We start from the raw sequence: 18,181 nt of genomic DNA, 5'->3' as shown, positions 1-18,181 counted from the left end.
CGTTCGCGGACCGTGTGGGCCTCCGCCGGTCCGTCGGGCACCCCCGGGTGCGCGGGTGCCGGGGGCGGGACGTCACCCCGCGGTGGCCAGCGCCGCGTCGACGAGCACGGCGGCCGCCGAGCGGGCGGCGGTGGCGGCCTCCGGGTCGCGGTCCATGCGCGCGGACAGGGAGGCCCCGTCGTAGAGCAGGTGGAGTCGGCGGCCGAGCGCCTCGGGGTCCGGGGCGCCCGCCTCCCGGGCGAGGCCGGTGAGCAGGGCGCGCACCGAGGCGCGGTAGGCGTCGGAGGCCTCCTCGATGGCGCCGCCGGGCTTCGCCTCGGCGCTGGCCGCCACGAAGGCGCAGCCGTGGTAGCTCCGCTCGCCGAACAGCTCGGCCTGCGCGTCGAAGACCGCCAGCAGGCGGTCCCGGGGGGTGTCCGCGCGCTCGACACCGCGCCGCAGCCGCTCGGCCATCCGGGCGTGCCGGGAGTCGAGGTAGGCGCGGATGAGCTGTTCCTTGCCGCCGAAGGTGTTGTACAGCGAGGCCTTGGCGACCCCGGCGTGCTCGATGATCCGGTCGATGCCGACCGACTGCACGCCCTCCGCGTAGAACAGCTCGTTCGCCGCCGCGAGCAGCCGCTCGCGGGCAGTGGGGACCTTGGCGCTCAACGCCTTCGTCATGCCGCTCACCTTCCCGCCGTCTCCAGTCTACGAACGAACAGACCGGTCTACTCGGTCAACGCGAGACGTCAGCGCGCCGACGTCAACGCGAGACGTCAGCGCGCCGACGTCAACGCGAGACGTCGGCGCGTTCGGCCTCGGCCGCCGGTGCGCCCCCGGACGCCACCAGCACGCCGGGCGCGCTCCGCGGCGTTCCGCGCAGCAGCAGCGCCGCCAGGGCCAGCAGCGCCAGGCCGATGACCACCGCGCCGTACTCCTCCGAGGTGGGGACCAGGCCGCCGCCGTGCACCACCAGCACGCCGGCGACCACCGAGGGCACGCCCATGCCGAGGTAGGCGACGACGAACAGCAGGGACAGCACGCCCGAGCTCTCGTGGGCCCTGGTCAGCGGCAGCACGGTGCGGATACCGCCCTGGAAGCCGCTGCCGAAGCCGAAGCCGGCCACCGCCGTACCGACGAAGAACAGCGCGGGCAGGCTCTGGGCGACCGCGACCAGGCTGAGCGCCACGCCGGCGACGAGCGCGCCGATGCCGGTGTACATCACGGTCGTGGCCCGCCTGTTGCGCAGCGCGACCACGGCCGAGGCCGCGACGAAGGCGAGGACGAACAGGCCCAGGCCGCCGTAGACGGCGGAGGTGGAGCCCACCAGGGTGCGCACCAGCGCGGGGCCGAGCGAGCCGTAGAACCCGGCGAGTGCCCAGACCGCGAAGATCACGGGGGCGGCCGCCAGGACCGGGCCGCGGACCGCGCGCGGGAGCCTGATCTCGGGGACCAGGGTGGCCAGGGCGCCCGGCTCCCTGGTGACGGTCTCGTCGATCAGCGTGATGGCGACGGCCTGGACCGTGAACACGGCCAGCAGACCGAGGTAGACCGTGTGGGTCGGGGCCGGCAGGTACTGCACGACGAAGCCGCTGACCAGGGCGCCGGTCGCGGTGCCCAGGCCGGGGGCCAGGGCGTTGGCGACCGTGCCGCGCGAGCGGTCGATGTCCATCATCGCGGCGCCGACCGCGCCCAGCGCGGCGCCCGTGGACAGGCCCTGCACCACGCGCGCGACGAGCAGTTCGCCTACGCCCCCGGCGGTGGTGAACAGCAGCATCGCGGCGGCCTGCGCGGCGATCGAGGCGATCAGGACCGGGCGGCGGCCGACGTGGTCGGACAGCTTGCCGAGGACCAGCAGGCCGGACAGCACGGCGATCGCGTAGATGCCGAAGACGACGGTGGTGGTGATCGGGGTGAAGCCCCATTCGGCCTGGTAGGTCGCGTAGAGCGGGGTGGGCGCGCTGGAGGCGGAGAGGAAGGAGACGACGACGGAGGCGAGCACGTAGAAGGCGGCGCGGGGCGGTATCGGCCTGCCCGACGCCGTGGCGCGCTCGGTCCGCTCGTGCGGTGCGGGGTGGTTCATCGGGGATCCTTCGCGGGGACGGTGCCGAAGATCTCGTGCGGTGACGGGTCCTGAATGGGTAGACCGGTCTGTCTAGGTACGCTGGTCAACCTCGTAGACAGGTCTGTCTATTCCGGTGGAACGGAAAATCTTCGGCCGGTGTCCTCGTCGACGGAAGGACGAGGGCCCCCGAGGATGTGTACGACAGGCCGAGCGCCGATGGACGCCGGCCGGCACTCATCGGCACTCATCGGCACCGACGGATCAGGAGAGCGCCTTGACCACTGGAACCCAGCCCGTGCCCGAAGCGGAACCGCAGCCCGTGCTCGGCCCGCTCACCACCGCCGCGATCTTCCTGGTGGTCAGCGTCCACCCCGGAAGCGAGGAGACGGCCCGGGACGTGCTCGGCGAGGTCCGCGGGCTCCAGCGCAGCTTCGGGTTCGGCGCGCCGGAGGGTGCCCTGAGCTGTGTGGCCGGCATCGGTTCCGCGGCCTGGGACCGGCTGTTCGACCACCCCCGCCCGGCCGGGCTGCACCCTTTCAGGCCGCTGGAGGGGGCCCGGCACCGCGCCGTCGCCACCCCGGGCGACCTGCTCTTCCACATCCGGGCCACCCGGTTCGACCTCTGCTTCGGGCTCGCCGCCGAGATCATGCACCGGCTGCGGGACGCGGTGACCGTCGAGGACGAGGTGCAGGGCTTCAGGTACCTGGACGCCCGCGACCTGCTGGGCTTCGTCGACGGCACCGAGAACCCGGTCGGCCGGGCCGCCCGCGACGCCGTGCTGATCGGCGCGGAGGACCCCGGGCACGCCGGCGGCAGCTACGTGATCGTGCAGAAGTACCTGCACGACCTGGACGCCTGGAACAAGCTGCCGGTCGAGGCGCAGGAGCGGATCGTCGGCCGCACCAAGGCCACCAACATCGAACTGGGCGAGCCGGCCTCCCACGTCGACCTCAACACCGTCGACGGACCGGACGGCGAGGAGCAGCGGATCCTCCGCGACAACATGCCCTTCGGCAGCCCCGGCCAGGGCGAGTTCGGCACCTACTTCATCGGGTACGCGCGGACGCCGGACGTCATCGAGCGGATGCTGCGCAACATGTTCCTCGGCACCTCGGACGCCACCCACGACCGGATCCTCGACTTCTCCACGGCGGTCACGGGCACCCTCTTCCACGTGCCCTCCGACGACTTCCTCGACGACCTGCCGCCGCTTCCCGCGGCCGGCCGGTGACCCCCACAACTCCTTCTGGACGGTGCTGAGATGACGACGAGTCCGTATCTGGTCACGCTGGACCTCGGCGGGGTCGCCGACAAGGCCGGCCTGATGGACCGGGCGGTCGCCGCCCTGGGCCTGCCCGACTGGTTCGGCCGCAACTGGGACGCCCTCGCCGACAGTCTGCGCGATCCCTCCGTCTGGCCGCCGCAGGCCGTCGGCCCCGGGCTCCTCGTCGTCGTCACCGGCTGGCAGGGGTACGCGCGGACCCGGCCGGAGGAGTGGCGGGTCGCCCAGGACGTCTTCACCCACGCGGCGCTCGGCGAACCGTCCCTCACCGTGGCGCTGGCCCTCGGCTGACAGCTTGGACGTTCCTCCGAACCGTCGCTGACCTGCCTGGACGTTCGTCCCGGGCATCACATACCGGCCCCCATGGGACAATGAAGTACGTGCTCTTCCCCCTGGCCGGCCGGTCCGGGGGTCACCTCTGATCGACTGGGATGTGCGGCACGTGCGTTTCCTCAATGACATCCAGCCCGCGTACGACCTGACGTACGACGACGTCTTCATGGTGCCGAGCCGTTCCTCGGTCGGCTCGCGGCAGGCCGTGGACCTCGGTTCGCCGGACGGCACCGGCACCACGGTCCCGCTGGTCGTCGCCAACATGACCGCCATCGCGGGCCGCCGGATGGCCGAGACGGTGGCCCGGCGCGGCGGACTCGTCGTGATCCCGCAGGACATCCCGATCGACGTGGTCACCGATGTCATCACCTGGGTGAAGAGCCGTCACCTCGTGCTGGACACCCCGATCGTGCTGGCCCCGCACCAGACCGTCGCCGACGCGCTGGCCCTGCTGCCCAAGCGCGCGCACGACGCCGGTGTCGTCGTCGACGAGGACGGCCGTCCCGTCGGTGTCGTCACCGACCGCGACCTCAGCGGCGTCGACCGCTTCACCCAGCTCGCCGAGGTCATGTCCCGCGACCTGCTGCTGATCGACGCGGACATCGACCCCCGCGAGGCGTTCAACAGGCTGGACGCCGCCAACCGCCGCTACGCCCCGGCCGTCGACAGGGACGGCAAGCTCGCCGGCATCCTCACCCGCAAGGGCGCCCTGCGCGCCACCCTGTACACGCCCGCGACCGACGCGGACGGCAGGCTGCGCGTCGCCGCCGCCGTCGGCATCAACGGCGACTTCGTGGACAAGGCCCGGCTGCTGCTCGAAGCGGGCGTCGACACGCTCGTCATCGACACCGCGCACGGCCACCAGGAGTCGATGCTCAGCGCGATCAAGCTGGTCCGCGACCTGGACCCGCGGGTGCCGATCGTGGCCGGCAACATCGTCTCCGCCGAGGGCGTCAAGGACCTCGTCGAGGCGGGCGCCGACATCATCAAGGTCGGGGTGGGCCCCGGCGCGATGTGCACCACCCGGATGATGACCGGCGTCGGCAGGCCGCAGTTCTCGGCGGTCCTGGAGTGCGCCGCCGAGGCGCGCAAGTACGGCAAGCACGTGTGGGCCGACGGCGGCGTGCGGCACCCCCGCGACGTCGCCATGGCGCTGGCCGCCGGCGCGTCCAACGTGATGGTCGGCTCCTGGTTCGCGGGCACGTACGAGTCGCCCGGCGACCTCCAGCAGGACGCCGACGGGCAGCTGTACAAGGAGTCGTTCGGCATGGCGTCGGCGCGGGCGGTGCGCAACCGCACCTCCGAGGAGTCGGCCTACGACCGGGCCCGCAAGGCGCTGTTCGAGGAGGGCATCTCGACCTCCCGGATGTACCTCGACCCGACCCGGCCGGGCGTGGAGGACCTGATCGACTCGATCATCGCGGGTGTCCGGTCCTCCTGCACGTACGCGGGCGCGGGCTCCCTGGAGGAGTTCGCCGAGAAGGCGATCGTGGGCGTCCAGAGCGCCGCGGGCTACGCCGAGGGCAAGCCGCTGCACGCGAGCTGGAGCTAGGCGCAACAAAAGCCCGCGCCCGCGCCACGAACGCAGCGATCTTGCGGGTATGGGCAAGGTTGCCGCGTTACGTCCGTGAAGCGCGGGCTCGTAGGGTCATGCGCTGTACGCGGCGTGGCCGGGACCCCGCTCGACGGGCCCCGGCGGGACGGGCCCCGGCGGGACGGGGTGCCGTCGCTCCCCGCCCGCCCGGACGGTCCCGCGGCGACGAGGGAGCCGGGCGTGCTTGACCGAGGCGCACCCCCACGAACCGAGACCTGCCCGCGCTGTACGTCCTGGTGCCGAAGGTGTTCGCCCGGGTGCACCCGAGGACCGGGGCGCCGCGTGCCAACACCGTCATCGTCTCCGTGTTCTGCGGTGTGCTCGCGGCCGCGGTCCCGCTGGGCCGGCTGGCCGACGCCACCAGCATCGGCACGCTGTTCGCCGTCGGCCTGGTCAACATCGCCGTCGTCGTGCTGCGCCGGACGCGTCCGGACATGCCCCGTACGTTCCGGGTGCCGCTGTCCCCGCTGCTGCCCGCGCTGGGCTTCGGGTTCTGCGTCTGGACGATGGGCAGCCTCTCGTCCGTGACCCGGGTGGTCTTCGGTGTCCGGATGGCCGTCGGGCTCGTGTTCTACTTCGGGTACGGCTTTTGCCGGTCCCGTCTTGCACCATCTGAGAGCTGAACGACCCCTTGCTGAACGATCTCGACGAACGCATCGTGCACGCCCTCGCCGAGGACGCCCGCCGCTCCTACGCGGACATCGGGCAACTGGTCGGCCTGTCCGCGCCCGCCGTGAAACGGCGCGTGGACCGGCTGCGCGCGACCGGAGCCATCACCGGATTCACGGTACGGGTCGACCCGGCGGCCCTCGGCTGGGAGACCGAGGGGTTCGTCGAGATCTTCTGCCGGAGCAACACGTCGCCGGAGACGATCCAGCGGGGGCTGGAGCGGTACCAGGAGGTGGTGGCCGCGTCGACGGTCACCGGTGACGCGGACGCGGTCGTGCAGGTCTTCGCGTCGGACATGCGTCACTTCGAACGCGTCCTGGAGCGGATCGCGGGGGAACCGTTCGTGGAGCGCACCAAGTCGGTCCTGGTGCTCTCGCCGTTGCTGCGACGGTTCTCGTCAGGGGCGCCGGGGTGAGAACGGGGTAGGGCTCGGGGAGTGCGGGCCGAGCGCCGGGTGCGGATGGTGCGTGGTTGCCCGCGCAGTTCCCCGCGCCCCTGAAAACAGCTCAACCGGTCCCACCTGAAGGGGCGCGGGGAACTGCGCGACCAGCCCCCACGCATCCGCACCCGGTGCTCGGCCCGCACCCCCGCCCCCTACTCCGCGGTCTTCCGCGACAGCGCGTTGCTGCCGATGGAGTTGTGGACGCTGAAGCTGACCGCGTCCGAGCGGTAGCGGTCGTCCGACCACTCCACCGGCCGGCCCTCCCGCGTCGTCGTCACCCGGCGCACCCGCAGCAGCGGACTCGTCCGCCGCACCCGCAGCAGTTCCGCGTCCTGCGCCCCGGCCGCCACCGCGTCGATCACGTGCTCGCCGTACGCGAAGACCAGGCCCTTCTCCTCGTAGAGGCGTTGGGTGACCGACGGGCATCCGGGTTCTATCGCCTGTACCGCCGGGGAGATCCAGTCCGCGTAGACGGTGCGTTCCAGCAGCACCGGTTCGCCGTCCAGGCCCCGGACCCGGAGGACGTGCAACACCGGTGTGCCGACCGGCAGCTGGAGGCGGACCGCGTCCTCCTGGGCGGCGGGGCGGTACTCCTGGGAGATCACGTGGCCGGTCGCCTCGCGGCCCATCGCCCGCGCCCACTGCGCGAAGCTGCGCAGCTCCGCGAAGCTCTGGCTGCGGCGGCTGGCCAGCACCACCCGGCGGGCGCCCTGACGGGAGCCGATCAGCCCCTCGGAGGTGAGCGCGGCGACGGCCTGGCGGACCGTGCCCCGGGAGACGCCGTACTGCGCGGCGAGCTCCGTCTCCGCGGGCAGCCGGCTGCCGACGGTGTACTCCTCGCGGTCGATGGCGCGCCGCAGTTCGTCGGCGATCTCCTCGTGTCGCGCCGTCATGCTCCCCCTCTGGCCAGGCCGCTGTGCACAGCGTGATCAGCCTAATCGACGTTCCCCGATGATTCGTGTCCGCCCGTGCCCGGCCAGGATTGTGCAGGGAATCAGGGGCTGGAGTTTCGTCACCGTTCATGAAGGGGAAACCCACGGCGGGCGTACTAGGGCCAACTTGTTCAGACAAGTTCGCTCGGTGCCATCACAGCGCCACCCACCCTCGTGCGTACTCCCTGGAGAGACCGTGACCGTGTCCCTGCCGAGAACCGCCCTCCTCGGCGGCTCCCTCGCCGCCATAGCCGCGCTCGTCCTGAGCGGCTGCGGTGCCGCTCCCGACAACGCGTCGTCCACCACCTCCGACGGCAAGAACGCCGCCACCGCCACCTCCGCCGCCGACCTCGGCGGCATGGACAAGCTGGTCGCCGCGGCGAAGAAGGAGGGCACGCTGCACCTCATCGCCGTGCCCCGCGACTGGGCGAACTACGGCGCCGTCATCGACGGCTTCAAGAAGAAGTACGGCATCAAGATCGAGGACGAGAGCCCCGACGGCTCCAGCCAGGACGAGATCAACGCCGTGACCTCGCGCAAGGGCCAGGACCGGGCGCCGGACGTGCTCGACCTCGGGTCGTCCTTCGCGCTCAGCGCCGCCCAGCAGGGCCTGCTCGCGCCGTACAAGGTGACCTCCTACGCCGACATCCCCGAGGGCCAGAAGGACCCGCAGGCCCGCTGGTACAACGACTACGGCGGCTACATCTCCATCGGCTGCGACGCGAAGCGGGTGAAGACCTGTCCGACGACCTTCGCCGACCTGCTGAAGCCGCAGTACAAGGGCCAGGTCGCCCTCAACGGCAACCCGACCAAGTCCGGCTCGGCGTTCGGCGGCGTCTACGCGGCCGCCCTCGCGAACAAGGGCTCCTTCGACGACATCCAGCCCGGCCTCGACTTCTTCGCCGAGCTGAAGAAGAACGGCAACTACACGCCCGTCGAGTCCACCCCGGCCACCGTCGAGAAGGGCGAGACGCCCATCTCCATCGACTGGGACTACCTCAACGCGGGTTACGCCGACGAGTTCAAGTCCAAGGGCGTGGACTGGAAGGTGGCGGTCCCGGCCGACGGCCAGTTCTCGCAGTACTACTCCCAGGCCGTCAACAAGGACGCCCCGCACCCGGCGGCCGCCCGCCTGTGGCAGGAGTACCTGTACAGCGCCGAGGGCCAGAACCTGTGGCTCAAGGGGTACGCGCGTCCGGTCCTGATGTCCGCCCTGGAGAAGGCCGGCACCCTCGACAAGACGGCCGCGGCCAAGCTCCCCGCGGTCACCGGCACGCCGACCTTCCCGACCGAGGCCCAGCAGGAGAAGGCCAAGACGGTCCTCTCGTCCGGCTGGTCCAAGGCCGTCTCCGGATGACGGCCACGCTCACGCGGGCCGACGTGGTGTCCGCCGCTTCCCGCAAGCGGCGGCGCCGCGCCCCCGGCTGGCTGGCCGTCGTCCCGCTGCTCGCCTTCACGGCCGTCGCCTTCGGGCTGCCGGCCGTGGCCATGCTGAACGGCGCCTTCACGGTCAAGGACCCGGCGAGCGGGGTGTCCTCGTACACCGCGCGCAACCTCACCGACTCGCTCCAGGGGCCCTACCTCACCGCCCTCGTGGGCAGTGTGAAGCTGTCCGCGATCTCCGCCGTCCTCGCGGCCGTGCTCGGGCTGCCGCTCGCGCAGGCCGTGGTCGCCTCGCGCTCCCGGGCGCTGCGCGAGGCCGTGCTCACCGCCTCCGGTGTGCTCGCCAACTTCGGCGGTGTACCGCTGGCGTTCGCGTTCGTGGCCACCCTCGGCAACGCCGGTGTGCTCACCGTGCACCTCGGGCTCGCGGACCACGGCTGGGACCTGTACAGCTTCTGGGGGCTCGTCCTCGTCTACCTGTACTTCCTGATCCCGCTCATGGTCCTCACCATCACCCCGGCCCTGGACGGGCTGCGCGCGCAGTGGCGGGAGGCCGCCCTCAACAACGGCGCCACCGGCCTGCAGTACTGGCGGTTCGTGGCGCTGCCCGTGCTCGCGCCCTCGCTGCTCGGCGGACTCGTGCTGCTCTTCGGCAGCGCCTTCGCCGCCTACGCCACCGCCGCCGCGATGGTCGGCAGCGCGGTCCCGCTGGTCACCCTCCAGATCGCCGACGCCCTCTCCGGCAACGTCCTGGTCGGCCAGGAGAACGTGGCCCTCGCCCTGAGCCTGGACATGGTGCTGGTGGCGGGCCTGGTGATGGCCGTGTACCTGCCCCTGCAACGACGGAGCGCCCGATGGCTCGACGCCTGAACCCCTGGCGCTGGGCCGTCCTCGGCCTGGCCGCCCTCTACTTCCTGATCCCGCTGGCCGCCTCCGTCCTGTTCACCGTGGACGTGCCCGGCCAGGGCGTCACCTTCGACGCCTACACCCAGATCCTGTCCGCCGACGGCTTCCTCTCCAGCCTGCTGCTCTCGCTGGAACTGGCCGTCGCCACCATCGCCGTGGTGCTGCTGCTGATGGTCCCCGCCGTGGTCGCCCTGCGGCTCGGCGCGCCCAGGCTGCGGCCCGTGGTCGAGATCGTCTGCTCGCTGCCGCTGGTGGTGCCGCCGATCGCGTTCGTGGCCGGCATCGTCACCGTGCTCAAGTGGGGCCCCGACCACCTGTCCCGGACCCCGCTGTTCCAGACCTTCGTCGCCGTCCAGAACCCCGGCTTCCCCGTCGTGCTCGTCCTCGCGTACGTCGTGATGGCGCTGCCCTTCGTCTACCGGGCGCTGGACGCCGGACTGCGCGCGATCGACGTGCGCACTCTCGTCGAGGCCGCCCGCAGTTGCGGGGCCTCATGGCCGCAGGCCCTCGTCCGGGCCGTGCTGCCCAACCTGCGCGGGGCGCTGCTCAACGCGTCCTTCCTCACCCTCGCCCTGGTACTGGGCGAGTTCACGGTCGCCCGGCTGCTGGGCTTCGAACCCTTCGCCGTGTGGATCTACGACGTCGGCGGCTCGCAGGCCCAGATGTCCGTCGCCGTGTCCGTGCTCAGCCTCCTGCTGACCTGGGCCCTGCTCCTCGTGATCGCCGGTGCCGGCGGCCGCGACCGAACCGCTTCGTCCCGGGGATGAACCATGAGCGTCAGCACGCCTGAGAAGGCCACCACCGCCGCCACCGTCGAATTCCGCTCGCTGCGGCGGGAGTTCGGCGCCACCGTCGCGCTCGACGGACTCGACCTGACCGTCCGGCCGGGGGAGTTCCTGGCCCTGCTCGGCCCGTCCGGCTGCGGCAAGACCACCGCGCTGCGCATGCTCGCCGGGTTCGAGCACCCCGACTCCGGCGCGGTGCTGGTGGACGGCGAGGACGTCACCCATGTCCCGGCGCACCGCAGGGACGCCGGGATGGTCTTCCAGTCGTACAGCCTCTTCCCGCACCTCGACGCCGTCGACAACGTGGCGTTCGGGCTGCGGATGCGCAAGGTGCGGGCGAGCGAACGCCGGGCACGGGCGGCCGAGTTGCTGGAACTGGTCGGCCTCGCCGACAAGGGGGAGCGGTTCCCGCACCAGCTCTCCGGCGGCCAGCAGCAGCGCATCGCGCTGGCCCGTGCCCTCGCCCTGCGGCCCCGGGTGCTGCTGCTCGACGAGCCGCTGTCCGCCCTGGACGCCAAGGTCCGGCTGACGCTCCGCGAGGAGATCCGCCGGCTCCAGCAGGAACTCGGCATCACCGCGCTGTTCGTGACCCACGATCAGGAGGAGGCCCTGTCCGTCGCCGACCGGGTCGCCGTGATGCGCGCCGGGCGGCTCGAACAGTGCGCCGAACCCGCCGAGTTGTACGGCCGCCCCGCCACCGCCTTCGTCGCCGAGTTCGTCGGCACGATGAGCCGGATCCCGGGAACGGTCAAGGACGGCTCGGTCGAGGTGCTCGGGCAGCGGCTGCCGGTCGACGGACCGGCACCGGACACGGCCGAGGCCGACGTGCTCGTACGGCCGGAGGCGGTCCGGGTGCGCGCGGACGCCGCCGGTACGGCCACCGTCGTCGCCACCGCCTTCCTGGGCGCGGTCGTCCGGGTCACCGTACGGCTCGCCGACGGCACCGAGGCCAAGGCCGACCTGCCCGCCCACGACGCCGCCGCGCTGGGCGCCGGAACCGCAGTGACCCTCTCGCTGCCCGAGCGGCCCGTTCTCGTCGCGGAGCGCGCCCCCAAGTAGCCCTCCCCCCCACACCCCGACGCACCGAAGCCCCGACGTGAGGAACGACGACAACGTGACGCCCCGCCCCCCACACCCGCTCCCGCCCTCCTCCGCTCCCGTCCGGCCGCCCAGCGCCGTGCTCTTCGACATGGACGGAACGCTCGTCGACACCGAGCGGCTGTGGTGGGAGGCGGTGGAGCAGGTCGCCGGGCGTCCGCTCGCCGAGGCGGACGAACCCGAGGTGCTGGGCCGCCCGGTGGAACACACCGCCGAGTGGCTCGCCGCCGCCACGGACCGCCCGGCCGCCGAACTCGCGGCCCTGCTGCACCGGGGGTTCGCGGACCGCGTCCGCACCGGCATCGTGCCCCGCCCCGGCGCCCTCGACCTGCTGGACGCGCTGGCCGCGGCCGGCGTCCCCACCGCCCTGGTCACCGCCTCCCCCCGCGCGGTCGCCGACCTCGTGCTCGACGCCCTCGGCCCCGGCCGCTTCGCCGTCTCCGTCACCGCCGACGACACCGGCCGCACCAAGCCCGCCCCCGACCCCTACCTCGCCGCCTGCCGCGCCCTCGGTGTCGACCCCGCGTCCTGCGTCGCCGTCGAGGACACCGAGACCGGTGTCGCCTCCGCCGAGGCGGCCGGCTGCGCGGTGCTGGCCGTGCCCTCCCTCGCCCCGATCGGCGGCGCGCCCGGCCGGACCGTGCGGGACACCCTGGTCGGGGTCACCGTGCGGGAGCTGAGCGCGATGGTCGCGCCCGAACTCCGGGTCATGTCCTGGAACCTGTGGCTCGGCGGCAGCCGGGTCGACGGCCACCGGGCCAAGCAGGTCAAGGCGATCCTCGACGCGGGCGCGGACGTCGTCGGCCTCCAGGAGACCGGCGGCACCTCGGCCGCCGAACTCGCCGAGGCGCTCGGCTGGCACCACCACACGGCCGGCGAGAACCTCGGGATCATCAGCCGCCACCCGGTCACCGCCCGCCTCGGCGACCCGGACGTCGGCTTCTACGGGGCCGCCGGGGTGCGGATCGCCGTACGCCCCGGCGTCGAGGTCGAGATCTGGACCGCGCACCTGCACTACACGCCGTACGGGCCCTACGAGTTCCACTTCGACGGGCTCGGCGCGGACGAGCTGGTCGCCCACGAGGAGGTGCGGCTCGGGCAGATGCGGGAGGCCCTGCGCCGGATCGGGGACACCCCCGTGCCGGTGGTGCTGGTCGGGGACTTCAACTGCCCGTCCCACCTGGACTGGCCGGACGTCGCCTGGCCGGTGACCCGGGCGGCCGAGGCGGCCGGCTTCCGGGACTCCTACCGCGAGGCCCACCCGGACCCGCTCGCCGGGCCCGGACACACCTGGTCGCCGATCCACCCCGTCCACGAGGACGGCGGCGGGCGGGCCGAGCCGCAGGACCGGATCGACTACGTGCTCCAGCGGGGCCTGCGCGTGCTCGACTCGCGGACCTTCGTGCTCGGCGATCCGGCGCCCTGGCCCGAGGTGGCGGACAACGACTGGCCCTCCGACCACGCGGCCGTCGTCACCACGTTCGCCGTCCAGCCTTGAGCAGGGGTTACCGCGGGCAACCATTGCGGGCCCGGTAGCGATCCCGTAGTTTGTGCCGGGCTCCGTACTGACTGGTAACACCGGCAGGTAACCATGCGCTGGCCCCTCGGCCGTCCCGCCACCGTCCGCACGCGCATCGTGACGCTCGCGCTCGCCCCGGTCCTCGCCCTGACGGTCCTGTGGAGCTTCGCCATGGTGTCGGTGACGGCCGAACTGCGCGCCCTGCTCCGGGTCCAGGACGTGTACGACGACTTCGGCACCCCCGTCGACACCGCCGTCGGGCAGATCCAGATCGAACGGCGGCTGTCGGCGGCCTACCTGGGCCACCGTCCGGGCATGGCGACCGCCGGCCGCCTGCTCGCCCAGCGGCGGCGCACCGACCGGGCGGTGGCCGCCGTGCGCGCGGCCGTCCGGAACGGCGACCGGGGCCGGGGCCGGCTCAGCGGCCGGCAGCGCCGTTCGCCGGACGCGATGGTGACCGCCGCCGACGGGCTGGCCGCACTGCGCGAGCGGGTGCTGTCCCGGCGGATCTCCCGGGACGGCGCGGTCACCGCCTACAGCGCGCTCGTCGAACCCGGCTTCGACGTCGAGTCCGCCCTCACCGGCCTCCAGACCGGACAACTGGCCCGGGAGGCCCAGGTCGTCATCGAGCGGGTGCGGGTGCGGGTGCGGGTGCGGGCGGTGCCGGCCGGGGCGGCCGCCGACCCCGGGCTGCTCAGGGAGATCGTGGAGCGGCTGCGGGAGCTGTGACCCCGCGCAACGAATCGCCGCCCGGCCCCCGGCGGACGCAACGAACCGCCCACCGGCGCGCAACGGCTCCTCCTTGTCCGGCCCGGCCCGGCGACCTTACGGTCTAAAGGCACCCAGACCCCCTCCGTACCGGTGAGGACCCCGCATGCGCACCGCCCTGCTCCAGAGCTCCGGCCGCCCCGGCTCGACCGTCGAGAACCTCAAGGTGCTCGACGAGGCCGCCGGCCGGGCCGCCGCCGCGGGCGCCGCGCTCCTCGTCGCACCGGAGATGTTCCTGACCGGCTACGCGATCGGCGACGACATCGCCCGCCTCGCCGAGCCCGCCGACGGCGACAGCGCGGACGCCGTCGCCCGGCTGGCCCGCCGACACGGCCTGGCGATCGTCTACGGCTACCCGGAGCGCGACGGCGCCGCCGTCCACAACTCCGCCCAGCTGATCTCCGCCGACGGCACCCGGCTCGCGAACTACCGCAAGACCCACCTCTTCGGCGGCTTCGAGCACGACCACTTCACCCCGGGCGAGCGGCCGGTCGTCCAGGCCGAACTGAACGGCCTCACCGTCGGGATCATGATCTGCTACGACGTCGAGTTCCCGGAGCCCGTCCGCGCCCACGCGCTGGCCGGCACCGACCTGCTCCTCGTCCCGACGGCGAACATGCACCCCTTCGAGTTCGTCGCCGAGGCCCTGGTACCGGTGCGGGCCTGGGAGAACCAGATGTACGTGGCCTACGCCAACCGGGTCGGCCAGGAAGGGGAGTTCGAGTTCTTCGGTCTCTCCGCGCTGGCCGGACCCGACGGGGTCGCCCGTGCCCGCGCCGGCCGCGCGGAGGAACTCGTCCTCGCCGACGCCGACCCGGCCCTGCTCGCCGCCTCCCGCGCGGCCAACCCGTATCTGAGGGACCGCCGCCCCGGCCTCTACGGGTCCCTGGCCTGACCTTCCGCCTCCCCCCAGCTCCACTTCACACATGCCGCCAGGAGTCCGTACCCCATGACGTCCACCGTGCCCAACGCCGTCGAGCACGCAGGCGAGCCGCAGCTGCCGCCGATCACCATGTTCGGCCCGGACTTCCCCTACGCCTACGACGACTTCCTCGCCCACCCGGCGGGCCTGGGCCGGATCCCGGCCACCGAGCACGGCACCGAGGTCGCGGTGATCGGCGGCGGACTGTCCGGCATCGTGGCCGCCTACGAGCTGATGAAGATGGGCCTGAAGCCGGTCGTCCACGAGGCCGACCGGATCGGCGGACGGCTGCGGACCGTCGGCTTCGAGGGCTGCGACCCCTCGCTCACCGCCGAGATGGGCGCGATGCGCTTCCCGCCGTCCTCCACCGCCCTCCAGCACTACATCGACCTGGTGGGACTGGAGACCCGGCCGTTCCCCAACCCCCTCGCGGAGACCACCCCTTCGACGGTGGTCGACCTCAAGGGCGAGTCGCACTACGCGGAGACCGCCGACGACCTGCCGCAGGTCTACCGGGACGTCGCGGACGCCTGGAACCGGTGCCTGGAGGAGGGCGCCGACTTCTCCGACATGAACCGCGCCCTGCGCGAGCGGGACGTGCCGCGCATCCGCGAGATCTGGTCGCGGCTGGTCGAGAAGCTCGACAACCAGACCTTCTACGGCTTCCTCTGCGACTCCGAGGCCTTCAAGTCCTTCCGGCACCGCGAGATCTTCGGCCAGGTCGGCTTCGGCACGGGCGGCTGGGACACCGACTTCCCCAACTCCATCCTGGAGATCCTGCGGGTCGTCTACACCGAGGCCGACGACCACCACCGCGGCATCGTCGGCGGCAGCCAGCAGCTCCCGGTCCGGCTCTGGGAGCACGAGCCGGAGAAGATCGTGCACTGGGCGTACGGGACCTCGCTCGCACAGCTGCACGAGAACGGCGAGCCGCGCCCCGCGGTGACCCGGCTGCACCGCACCGGCGGCAACCGGATCACCGTGACCGACGCCCACGGCGACATCCGCACCTACCGGGCGGTTGTCTTCACCGCCCAGTCCTGGATGCTGCTCTCCAAGATCGCCTGCGACGACTCGCTCTTCCCGATCGACCACTGGACGGCGATCGAGCGCACCCACTACATGGAGTCCAGCAAGCTCTTCGTGCCGGTCGACCGGCCCTTCTGGCTCGACAAGGCCGTCGACGACCGGGGAGTTCCGACCGGCCGGGACGTCATGTCGATGACGCTCACCGACCGCATGACCCGCGGGACCTACCTCCTCGACGACGGCCCGGACAGGCCCGCCGTCATCTGCCTCTCGTACACCTGGTGCGACGACAGCCTGAAGTGGCTGCCGCTGTCCGCGCACGAGCGGATGGAGGTCATGCTGAAGTCGCTCGGCGAGATCTACCCGAAGGTCGACATCAGGAAGCACGTCATCGGCAACCCGGTGACCGTGTCCTGGGAGAACGAGCCCTATTTCATGGGCGCGTTCAAGGCCAACCTGCCCGGCCACTACCGCTACCAGCGGCGCCTGTTCACGCACTTCATGCAGGACTCGCTGCCCGCCGGCGAGCGGGGCGTCTTCCTCGCCGGCGACGACATCTCCTGGACGGCAGGCTGGGCCGAGGGCGCCGTCCAGACCGCGCTGAACGCGGTCTGGGGCGTCATGCACCACTTCGGAGGCGAGAGCGACCCCGCCAACCCGGGCCCCGGCGACGTCTACGACGAGATCGCGCCGGTCGAACTCCCCGAGGACTGAACTAGACCCCGGCCGCCCTGGCCTTCTCGTAGACCTCGGCCGCCACGGCCTTGAGTTCCTGGGCGTCGCGCGGGGTGGTCTGGAGGTCGACGAGGATCTCCTCCAGGCCGAGGGCCGCGTGGGCCACCAGGTCCTCGACGATCTGGTCGGTGCTGCCCTGGAAGGGGCGGCGGTCGGGGCCGTCGTAGGGCTTGGGAGTGACCACGGAGTTGACGCGCACGACCGTCCGGATCGGCTCGGTGCGGCCGCGTTCGGCGGCGAGGTCCTGCAACTCCTTCCACTGGGTGGCGAGTTGCCCGACCCCCATGCCCACCGGCAGCCAGCCGTCGGCGTGGTCGACCAGCCTGCGCCGGGCCTTGCGCCCGGCCGCGGCCAGCATGATCGGGATCGGCCGGGCGGGCTTGGGGCCGACCACGGCGGAGGCGATGCTCGTCACCCGCCCGTCGTACCGCACCGGGTCGGCGCCCCACACCGCCCGGCACACCTCGATCACCTCGTCCAGCACCTTGCCGCGCTCCGCGAACGGCCGGACACCGGCGGCCGCGTACTCGTCCAGCGACCAGCCGGTGCCCAGGCCCGCGATCACCCGGCCGCCGCTCGCCGCGTCCAGCGTGGCCAGCGACTTGGCCAGCTGGAAGGGGAGGTGCAGCGGCGCCACCAGCACGCTGGAGCCCAGCCGCGCCCGCTCGGTGGCCGCGGCGGCGAGGGTCAGCGTGACCAGGGGCTCGGCCACGTTCCGGTAATGGTCGGGCCAGGGGAGACCCGCCACGCCGTAGAGGCCCTGGGTGGCGGGCTCGGGGAACAGGGCCCGCTCGAAGACCCACAGGCTGTCGTAGCCGATCCGTTCGGCGGCGCGCGCCACGTCGGCGACGTCCGTGCCGATGGAGTACTGCCGCATCTGGGGAAGGCCGAGGCCCAGCCTGGTGGTCATGACCGGTGCTCCTTTGCGATCGGGTGGCTTCCGTCAACGTAGGGCGGTGGCACGGGCATTCCGGCAGCACCTCGCGGGGCGACCGGATCAGGCCGGAGGGAGCCGGATCAGCCGGGCAGCGGGGTCAGGAGCATCCGTCCCGCGAGCCCGACCGCCGCGTCCAGCCGCTCGGTGAACTCCTCGACCAGGTCCTCGAACCTGCGCAGCGCCCACAGCGCCCGCGCCGCCGACCAGGTCGCGTCCCGCGCCCGCTCCAGGCTCCAGGAACCGAGCAGATGGGTCAGCGGGTCGGCGATCTGGAGCAGGTCGGGGCCCGGCATCAGATCCTCGCGGATGCGCTCCTCCAGCGCGACGAGGAGGTCGCCCACGCGGTCGAACTCGCCCTCCAGATCGGCCGGTTCGCAGTCGAGCGTGTGACAGCTGTCCACCACGGCCAGCGCCAGGTCGTGCCCGATGTGCGCGTTGATGCCAGCCAGCGCGAACTGGAGCGGCCGTACGCCGGGATGGTGGCGGAACTGGAACAGCGGCCGCCAGCAGGCCGGCGGCCTGCGGTCGCCGAACGCCGCGTCGACGGCGGCCAGATAGCGCTCCGCGAACCGCACGTCCAGCGTCGCCGCCGCTCTCGGGTCGCCCAACCGCCCCCCGTCCAGGCGCCGTTCGACCTCCTCCGTGACGGCGAGGTAGACACGGTTGAAGACCGCGAGACCGTCCCGCCCGGGCAGGGCCGCGTCCAGGGCGCGCATCCGGGAGAGCACGGTGCCGACCGGAGCGGTGAGGTGTTCCGACTGCGCCATGGGGGAAGGGTCCCAGCCCCGGGCCGGCGCGCGTGC

17 protein-coding genes and 1 pseudogene are annotated in these 18,181 nt (G+C 72.7%); 13 read left to right on the top strand and 5 right to left on the bottom strand.

The window, feature by feature from the left end; genetic code table 11:
* Window positions 1-72 precede the first annotated feature (72 nt).
* The gene (locus tag ACZ619_RS31905) at window positions 73-660 is read right to left on the bottom strand and encodes a TetR/AcrR family transcriptional regulator (protein ID WP_469606305.1); all 588 of its coding nucleotides are present in this window, start codon (window positions 658-660) and stop codon (window positions 73-75) included.
* 109 nt (window positions 661-769) lie between these two features.
* The gene (locus tag ACZ619_RS31900; protein ID WP_469606302.1) at window positions 770-2,062 is read right to left on the bottom strand and encodes an MFS transporter; all 1,293 of its coding nucleotides are present in this window, start codon (window positions 2,060-2,062) and stop codon (window positions 770-772) included.
* A 256-nt stretch (window positions 2,063-2,318) separates the two neighbouring features.
* Between ACZ619_RS31900 and ACZ619_RS31895 the strand changes: the two genes are divergently transcribed.
* The 5 genes and pseudogenes from ACZ619_RS31895 (at window position 2,319) to ACZ619_RS31875 (ending at window position 6,337) form a co-directional block, all read left to right on the top strand.
* Entirely contained in the window at window positions 2,319-3,275 is a 957-nt protein-coding gene (locus tag ACZ619_RS31895; protein WP_469606300.1) for a Dyp-type peroxidase, read from the top strand.
* A 30-nt stretch (window positions 3,276-3,305) separates the two neighbouring features.
* Window positions 3,306-3,617, top strand: coding sequence for a barstar family protein (locus tag ACZ619_RS31890; protein ID WP_469606297.1), 312 nt, complete (start codon window positions 3,306-3,308; stop codon window positions 3,615-3,617).
* Window positions 3,618-3,768: 151 nt separating this feature from the next.
* The gene (locus ACZ619_RS31885) at window positions 3,769-5,211 is read left to right on the top strand and encodes a GuaB1 family IMP dehydrogenase-related protein (RefSeq protein ID WP_469606294.1); all 1,443 of its coding nucleotides are present in this window, start codon (window positions 3,769-3,771) and stop codon (window positions 5,209-5,211) included.
* 275 nt (window positions 5,212-5,486) lie between these two features.
* Window positions 5,487-5,876: pseudogene (locus tag ACZ619_RS31880) on the top strand (amino acid permease); the annotation flags it as partial.
* Window positions 5,877-5,884: 8 nt separating this feature from the next.
* Window positions 5,885-6,337: an Lrp/AsnC family transcriptional regulator gene (locus tag ACZ619_RS31875; RefSeq protein WP_469606292.1), complete on the top strand. Its 453-nt coding sequence runs from the start codon at window positions 5,885-5,887 to the stop codon at window positions 6,335-6,337.
* A gap of 179 nt (window positions 6,338-6,516) precedes the next feature.
* Here ACZ619_RS31875 and ACZ619_RS31870 read toward each other — a convergent pair whose 3' ends face one another.
* Window positions 6,517-7,257, bottom strand: coding sequence for a GntR family transcriptional regulator (locus ACZ619_RS31870; protein ID WP_469606290.1), 741 nt, complete (start codon window positions 7,255-7,257; stop codon window positions 6,517-6,519).
* 235 nt (window positions 7,258-7,492) lie between these two features.
* Between ACZ619_RS31870 and ACZ619_RS31865 the strand changes: the two genes are divergently transcribed.
* From ACZ619_RS31865 to ACZ619_RS31830, 8 genes are all read left to right on the top strand, one after another.
* The gene (locus ACZ619_RS31865) at window positions 7,493-8,653 is read left to right on the top strand and encodes an ABC transporter substrate-binding protein (RefSeq protein ID WP_469606288.1); all 1,161 of its coding nucleotides are present in this window, start codon (window positions 7,493-7,495) and stop codon (window positions 8,651-8,653) included.
* Complete coding sequence (locus tag ACZ619_RS31860) at window positions 8,650-9,549, top strand: ABC transporter permease (RefSeq protein ID WP_469606285.1); 900 nt, start codon at window positions 8,650-8,652, stop codon at window positions 9,547-9,549. The genes ACZ619_RS31865 and ACZ619_RS31860 overlap by 4 nt, the downstream gene beginning before the upstream one ends.
* On the top strand, window positions 9,534-10,352 hold the full coding sequence (locus ACZ619_RS31855; RefSeq protein WP_469606282.1) for an ABC transporter permease: 819 nt from the start codon (window positions 9,534-9,536) through the stop codon (window positions 10,350-10,352). Before ACZ619_RS31860 ends, ACZ619_RS31855 begins: the two co-directional genes overlap by 16 nt.
* Before the next feature lie 3 nt (window positions 10,353-10,355).
* A complete protein-coding gene (locus ACZ619_RS31850; protein WP_469606280.1) occupies window positions 10,356-11,429 on the top strand; it encodes an ABC transporter ATP-binding protein in 1,074 nt (357 codons plus the stop codon).
* Window positions 11,430-11,484: 55 nt separating this feature from the next.
* Window positions 11,485-12,966, top strand: coding sequence for an HAD-IA family hydrolase (locus ACZ619_RS31845; protein ID WP_469606404.1), 1,482 nt, complete (start codon window positions 11,485-11,487; stop codon window positions 12,964-12,966).
* A 93-nt stretch (window positions 12,967-13,059) separates the two neighbouring features.
* Window positions 13,060-13,716 carry a nitrate- and nitrite sensing domain-containing protein gene (locus ACZ619_RS31840; protein WP_469606278.1) on the top strand — a complete coding sequence of 219 codons (657 nt, stop codon included), beginning with the start codon at window positions 13,060-13,062 and terminating at the stop codon, window positions 13,714-13,716.
* Between the two features lie 145 nt (window positions 13,717-13,861).
* Window positions 13,862-14,650 (top strand): carbon-nitrogen hydrolase family protein, encoded by a 789-nt coding sequence (locus ACZ619_RS31835; protein ID WP_469606275.1) that lies wholly within the window; start codon window positions 13,862-13,864, stop codon window positions 14,648-14,650.
* Between the two features lie 54 nt (window positions 14,651-14,704).
* Window positions 14,705-16,420, top strand: coding sequence for a flavin monoamine oxidase family protein (locus tag ACZ619_RS31830; protein WP_469606273.1), 1,716 nt, complete (start codon window positions 14,705-14,707; stop codon window positions 16,418-16,420).
* Window position 16,421: 1 nt separating this feature from the next.
* Here ACZ619_RS31830 and ACZ619_RS31825 read toward each other — a convergent pair whose 3' ends face one another.
* On the bottom strand, window positions 16,422-17,351 hold the full coding sequence (locus ACZ619_RS31825; RefSeq protein ID WP_469606270.1) for an LLM class F420-dependent oxidoreductase: 930 nt from the start codon (window positions 17,349-17,351) through the stop codon (window positions 16,422-16,424).
* Between the two features lie 107 nt (window positions 17,352-17,458).
* Window positions 17,459-18,145, bottom strand: coding sequence for a DUF5995 family protein (locus ACZ619_RS31820; protein ID WP_469606268.1), 687 nt, complete (start codon window positions 18,143-18,145; stop codon window positions 17,459-17,461).
* Window positions 18,146-18,181: the final 36 nt, after the last annotated feature.

The sequence above is a fragment of the Streptomyces sp. NPDC104367 genome (genome assembly GCF_055583825.1).
Note: the sequence above shows the minus strand (reverse complement) of the source record. Positions and strands in the feature narration are given on the sequence as shown.

Excerpts from the sequence above, each read along its gene's own strand:
- ACZ619_RS31905 (WP_469606305.1), bottom strand. The coding sequence starts at position 660 with ATGACGAAGGCGTTGAGCGCCAAGGTCCCCACTGCCCGCGAGCGGCTG.
- ACZ619_RS31900 (WP_469606302.1), bottom strand. The coding sequence starts at position 2,062 with ATGAACCACCCCGCACCGCACGAGCGGACCGAGCGCGCCACGGCGTCG.
- ACZ619_RS31890 (WP_469606297.1), top strand. The coding sequence starts at position 3,306 with ATGACGACGAGTCCGTATCTGGTCACGCTGGACCTCGGCGGGGTCGCC.
- ACZ619_RS31870 (WP_469606290.1), bottom strand. The coding sequence starts at position 7,257 with ATGACGGCGCGACACGAGGAGATCGCCGACGAACTGCGGCGCGCCATC.
- ACZ619_RS31860 (WP_469606285.1), top strand. The coding sequence starts at position 8,650 with ATGACGGCCACGCTCACGCGGGCCGACGTGGTGTCCGCCGCTTCCCGC.
- ACZ619_RS31855 (WP_469606282.1), top strand. The coding sequence starts at position 9,534 with ATGGCTCGACGCCTGAACCCCTGGCGCTGGGCCGTCCTCGGCCTGGCC.
- ACZ619_RS31850 (WP_469606280.1), top strand. The coding sequence starts at position 10,356 with ATGAGCGTCAGCACGCCTGAGAAGGCCACCACCGCCGCCACCGTCGAA.
- ACZ619_RS31840 (WP_469606278.1), top strand. The coding sequence starts at position 13,060 with ATGCGCTGGCCCCTCGGCCGTCCCGCCACCGTCCGCACGCGCATCGTG.
- ACZ619_RS31835 (WP_469606275.1), top strand. The coding sequence starts at position 13,862 with ATGCGCACCGCCCTGCTCCAGAGCTCCGGCCGCCCCGGCTCGACCGTC.
- ACZ619_RS31830 (WP_469606273.1), top strand. The coding sequence starts at position 14,705 with ATGACGTCCACCGTGCCCAACGCCGTCGAGCACGCAGGCGAGCCGCAG.
- ACZ619_RS31825 (WP_469606270.1), bottom strand. The coding sequence starts at position 17,351 with ATGACCACCAGGCTGGGCCTCGGCCTTCCCCAGATGCGGCAGTACTCC.
- ACZ619_RS31820 (WP_469606268.1), bottom strand. The coding sequence starts at position 18,145 with ATGGCGCAGTCGGAACACCTCACCGCTCCGGTCGGCACCGTGCTCTCC.